Source organism: Clostridium sp. KLE 1755, assembly GCF_000466465.2.
Classification (GTDB): domain Bacteria; phylum Bacillota; class Clostridia; order Lachnospirales; family Lachnospiraceae; genus Eisenbergiella; species Eisenbergiella porci.
The window spans coordinates 19,482-24,426 of record NZ_KE992772.1 but is presented as its reverse complement, the minus strand read 5'-3'; the positions used below and the strand labels follow the sequence as shown (position 1 = coordinate 24,426).

The following is a 4,945-nucleotide window of genomic DNA, read 5'->3' as shown; positions in this document are numbered from 1 at the left end:
GCAAGACGCCTTTACCCTACCCTACGATTTGTTGTCGTCCCGCGAGGTGGAGAACATCTTTGAAAACAGTGATTTTGTGTATATGCTCAACCAAGCCCAGGGCGACCGGGAAATCCTTGCCAAGCAGCTTAACATTTCACAGCAGCAAATGACCTATGTAACCCATTCCGAAGCGGGCGAGGGACTTATCTTCTATGGCAACGTGATTTTGCCCTTTATTGACCGTTTCCCGAAAGATACGGAACTCTACCGCGTGATGACGACCAAGCCCGGCGAGGTGTCAGCATGAAGATAGAAACGGATAAAATCTATTGCGGCGACAGCTTGCAGGTGCTTCAAACCTTGCCGGATAACTGTATGGATTGTTGCGTAACGTCCCCGCCCTACTATGCTTTGCGCGATTACGGCACAGACGGGCAGATCGGACGGGAAGCAACGCCGGAGGAATATGTTTCCCGCATTACAGCGGTTTTCCATGAGGTAAAGCGGGTGCTTACGCCGGAGGGTACTTGTTGGCTGAATATCGCGGACACTTATTGCGGCACAGGCAGCAAAGCCGACCACCAAGACCCGAAATATCCCAAAGGCAGGAACGGGCAGCAAGTGGCGGTAAACCACCGCGCCCCCGGCTGCAAGCCGAAAGACCTAATCGGTATTCCGTGGCTTGTAGCCCTTGCCTTGCGGGGCGACGGTTGGTATTTGCGCAGTTCTATCATTTGGCACAAGGGAAACGCCATGCCGGAAAGCACGCGGGACAGACCGACGCGCTGCTATGAATATGTGTTTCTGCTTACCAAGTCGAAGAAATATTACTACGATTGGCAAGCAGTAGCCGAGCCGATAGCCCCCACAACGGCGGTACGGCTGAAAAGCGGAGTTGGGAAAGGCAACAAATATGCCGCTACCGTTCCGGGGCAAAACCAGCCGCAGAAAATCAACCGTCCCCGTAGGAAAGGCGCATACACCGACGAAATGATTTCCCCCGTCCGCAGCCGCCGCAACGTTTGGCAGATCAACACAGCTTCCTATCGCGGCGGGCATTTTGCAGCGTTCCCGCCGAAACTTGCGGAAACGTGCATTTTGGCGGGCTGTCCTGTCGGCGGGATTGTGCTTGACCCGTTTTTAGGCAGCGGCACGACCGCAGCGGCGGCAAAAAGCCTTTCCCGCCGCTATATCGGTATAGAGATCAACCCCGAATACTGCACCCTTGCAAAACAGCGTATTGGAGGTGATGAACATTGAGCAAGGAATTAAAAGCCCCCGACAAGGTAACGCAGAAAATGACCCGCGACGGGGCGGTTGCGGAAAACCTTACAACGGGCGAAACGACGAGTATCAGCGAAAGACCGCCGGAGGAAAACTATTCAGCCCCCGCAGCGGGAGCAGCGGAAAAAGCGACCCAACGTATCGGCACAGAGGTTAGCCGCCATTTTGAAAAGGGCGCGGAGAAAAAAGCCATTGACGCAGCGCAGCTTAAAACCCATACGTCCCGCTTGCAGTTTTCCGAAGCGGAACGGGCAACGCCGGAACTGCAAAAGGCAATCAAAAAATCCGATACGGCGGCTGACCGTTTAGACAAAGCGCGGGCAGCTATCCCCAAACAGACCAAAATCACAAAAGAGCGCGTTTTTGACGAAGCCAAAGGCAAAGCAAAGACGCGCCTTGCTTTTGAAAAGACGGATAAGCCCCCAAACGGCAAGTTGCGTCATAACCCGTTATCCCGTCCGGCGCAGGAATTGGACGCCGCCGTACATGGAAAAATCTATGAGGTGGAGAAAGAAAACGTCGGTGTGGAAAGCGGACACAGGATAGAACTTGTGGGCGAGAAAGCGGGCGGCATGACGACGCGGGCAGTAAAACGCGGCATACGCAGTCATAAGCTGAAACCCTACCGGGCAGCGGCAGCAGCCGAGAAAAAGGCAGCAAAGGCAAACGCCGATTTTCTCTATCAAAAGGCGCTACATGATAACCCCGGCCTTGCGCACTCTAACCCGATTTCCCGTTTTTGGCAAAAGCAGCGCATTAAAAAGCAGTATGCAAAGGCGTTGAAAACAGGCGGCAAGGTGAAAAAGACCGCCGAAGCTACCGCAAAGGCGGCGAAGAAAACCGCGCAGGAAACCAAACGGGCGACGTTCTTTGTCGTCCGGCATTGGAAAGGCTGTTTGATTGTGGGCGGGATTGCCTTTATCGTGCTTCTGTTTTTCGGCGGCTTGTCCTCTTGTTCCCTGTTCGGCGGCAACAGCGGCAGCGGCTTGATTGCGTCGTCCTATCTCTCCGAGGACGCGGATATTACAGGCGCAGAAAGCGCGTATGTCGCTATGGAAGCCGAGTTACAGGATATGCTGGATAACATCGAAAGCGAATACCCCGGCTATGACGAATACCGGGTAACGGCTGACGAGATCGAGCATGACCCGTATGTGCTAATCTCTATCCTCTCCGCTTGGCATGAGGGCGTGTTTACTCTCGATGAAGCGCAAAGCACCCTTGAAATGCTCTTTGATAAACAGTATATCTTGACGGTTACGGAGGAAGTCGAGGTACGCTACCGCACCGAAACGCGGACGGACAGCGAGGGCAACGAATACGACGTTGAAGTAGCCTATAACTATTACATTCTCAATGTGGATTTGGAAAACTTCAACCTCTCCCATGTTCCCGTTTACATTATGGGCGAGGAACAGCTATCCATGTACGCTATGTATATGTCGTCGCTTGGGAACAGACCCGACCTTTTCCCGCAATCCGGCTATATTTCAAAATACTATGAAAACCCGCCAGCGGATTATGAAATCCCGCCCGCCTATCTGGAAGATGAACAGTTTGCGCGGCTCATTGAGGAAGCGGAAAAGTATGTCGGTTTTCCTTATGTGTGGGGCGGCAGCAGCCCGGAAACCTCTTTTGATTGCAGCGGTTTTGTTAGCTATGTGCTGACGAACAGCGGCTTATACAATACGGGCAGACTTGGGGCGCAGGGGCTTTACAACATTTCAACCCGCGTTTCCAACCCGCAGCCGGGGGATTTGGTTTTCTTTACGGGTACATATGACACACCGGGGGTATCTCATGTGGGTATCTACGTTGGCGAGGACGGGGACGGAAGCCCCGTCATGCTGCATTGTGGCGACCCGATACAATACGCAAAACTTGATACAAGCTATTGGCAATCCCATTTTTACGCCTATGGGCGGCTACATTACAACTGACTTTGAAAGGAGTTTATTTCTATGGCAAACACGAAACTTGACCGTATCGAACGGGATATTGAGAAAACGAGGGCGAAAATCCTTGAATACCAAAAAAGGCTGAAAGACCTTGAAGCGCAGAAAATCGAGGAAGAAAACGCGCAGATCGTTCAAATGGTGAAAGCGGTACACCTTGACGGGGCGCAGCTTGCCGCGTTCCTCTCCGCTTACGCCAGCGGCGAAATTGCCTTGCCGCAGCCGGACGCAGACTATACCGACGAACAGGAGGAAACCGAAGATGAAGCATAAAAAACTGTTCCGCAGCGTTACCGCTTTGCTTGCCGCCCTTGTACTCATGGGCGGCTTTTCTGTTACCGCTTTTGCGGGCGGCGGTGATGTGAGCGACGAGCCGCCTACCCCTGTAACCGAAACCGAGCCGGAAGAAACGACGGGCGGCTATGAGCCGCAGCCCTTAACGCCGGAGGGCAACATGAGCATTGTGGACGACATAACGGGCGAAGCGTCCGGCGATAAGCAATTTATTACCGTCGTTACGAAAAACGGAAACTATTTTTACATCATCATTGACCGCGCCGAGGACGGGGAAAACACCGTCCATTTCCTCAATCAAGTTGATGAAAAAGACCTTTTGCAGCTTATGGAGGACGAACAGACCGAAGCCCCCGCTTGTAGCTGTACTGAAAAATGCGTTGCCGGAAGCGTCAACACCGATTGCCCCGTTTGCAGCGTCAACATGAGCGAGTGCGCGGGCAAGGAAGCCGAGCCGGAGCCGGAAGAAACCGAGCAGCCGGAGCCGGAGGAAGATAAAGGCGGCGGCATGGGCGGTGCTATTCTGCTTGTCGTGCTGCTTCTTGCCGCAGCGGGCGGCGGCGCGTTCTATTACTTTAAGATTATGAAGCCCAAAAAGGACGCGGCAAAAGGCAGCAGCAACCTTGACGATCTCGACTTTGACGAGGACGACGAGGACGAGGAAGAATTAGAAACCGAGCAGGAGGACGAGGAAGTATGAAACTTGTAATTGCAGAGAAACCGAGCGTCGGGGCGTCGATTGCCGCCGTACTTGGCGCGAATGAAAAGCGCAGCGGATATTTTGAGGGCAGCGGCTACCTTGTGTCCTGGTGTATCGGGCATTTGATTAGCCTTGCGGACGCGGCGACCTACAACGAGCAGTACCGAAAATGGAAGTATGACGATCTCCCCATTGTCCCGCAGGATTGGCAGTTTACCGTTGCCAGCGGCAAGGAGCAGCAGTTTTCCGTACTCAAAGACCTTATGCAGCGCAGCGACGTTTCCGAGATTGTCAATGCGTGCGACAGCGGGCGCGAGGGAGAACTCATTTTTCGATTTGTCTACGAACAGGCAAATTGCAAAAAGCCCTTTTCCCGCCTTTGGATTAGCAGCATGGAAGAAAGCGCAATCCGCGAGGGCTTTTCAAGCCTCAAAGACGGACGCGGCTATGACAACCTCTATCAATCCGCGCTTTGCAGAGCAAAGGCCGATTGGCTCATCGGCATTAACGCGACCCGCCTTTTCTCTATCCTCTACCATAAAACATTGAATGTCGGCAGAGTGCAAACGCCCACCCTTGCTATGCTGGTAAACCGCGACTATGCAATCAGCAGCTTTAAGAAAGAGAAATATCATGTCGTCCGGCTGGACGTTGGCGGCGTTGCCTCCCTTTCCGAAAGGCAGGACGACGAAGCGGCGGCGCGGCAGATGAAAGCGGCTTGCGAGAAATC

5 protein-coding genes and 1 pseudogene are annotated in these 4,945 nt (G+C 53.4%); all 6 read left to right on the top strand.

The annotated features are described in order from the left end of the window. A pseudogene (locus HMPREF1548_RS25095) lies at positions 1-289 on the top strand (VirB4-like conjugal transfer ATPase, CD1110 family); the annotation flags it as partial. Beyond that, a complete protein-coding gene (locus HMPREF1548_RS25090) occupies positions 286-1,242 on the top strand; it encodes a DNA-methyltransferase (protein ID WP_021639563.1) in 957 nt (318 codons plus the stop codon). The pseudogene HMPREF1548_RS25095 and the gene HMPREF1548_RS25090, both read left to right, overlap by 4 nt. Before the next feature lie 38 nt (positions 1,243-1,280). After that, positions 1,281-3,206 carry a C40 family peptidase gene (locus HMPREF1548_RS25085; protein ID WP_502690647.1) on the top strand — a complete coding sequence of 642 codons (1,926 nt, stop codon included), beginning with the start codon at positions 1,281-1,283 and terminating at the stop codon, positions 3,204-3,206. A 21-nt stretch (positions 3,207-3,227) separates the two neighbouring features. Beyond that, positions 3,228-3,494: a DUF4315 family protein gene (locus HMPREF1548_RS25080; protein WP_003508256.1), complete on the top strand. Its 267-nt coding sequence runs from the start codon at positions 3,228-3,230 to the stop codon at positions 3,492-3,494. Beyond that, positions 3,484-4,215 carry a DUF4366 domain-containing protein gene (locus HMPREF1548_RS25075; protein ID WP_021639561.1) on the top strand — a complete coding sequence of 244 codons (732 nt, stop codon included), beginning with the start codon at positions 3,484-3,486 and terminating at the stop codon, positions 4,213-4,215. Before HMPREF1548_RS25080 ends, HMPREF1548_RS25075 begins: the two co-directional genes overlap by 11 nt. Next, positions 4,212-4,945, top strand: a 734-nt coding sequence (locus HMPREF1548_RS25070; RefSeq protein WP_021639560.1) for a DNA topoisomerase, incomplete at its 3' end; no start/stop codon positions are given. The genes HMPREF1548_RS25075 and HMPREF1548_RS25070, both read left to right, overlap by 4 nt.

What these genes read in the sequence shown, in the direction of transcription:
- HMPREF1548_RS25085 (WP_502690647.1), top strand. Translation starts at nt 1,281, where the DNA reads ATGACCCGCGACGGGGCGGTTGCGGAAAACCTTACAACGGGCGAAACG.
- HMPREF1548_RS25075 (WP_021639561.1), top strand. Translation starts at nt 3,484, where the DNA reads ATGAAGCATAAAAAACTGTTCCGCAGCGTTACCGCTTTGCTTGCCGCC.
- HMPREF1548_RS25090 (WP_021639563.1), top strand. Translation starts at nt 286, where the DNA reads ATGAAGATAGAAACGGATAAAATCTATTGCGGCGACAGCTTGCAGGTG.
- HMPREF1548_RS25080 (WP_003508256.1), top strand. Translation starts at nt 3,228, where the DNA reads ATGGCAAACACGAAACTTGACCGTATCGAACGGGATATTGAGAAAACG.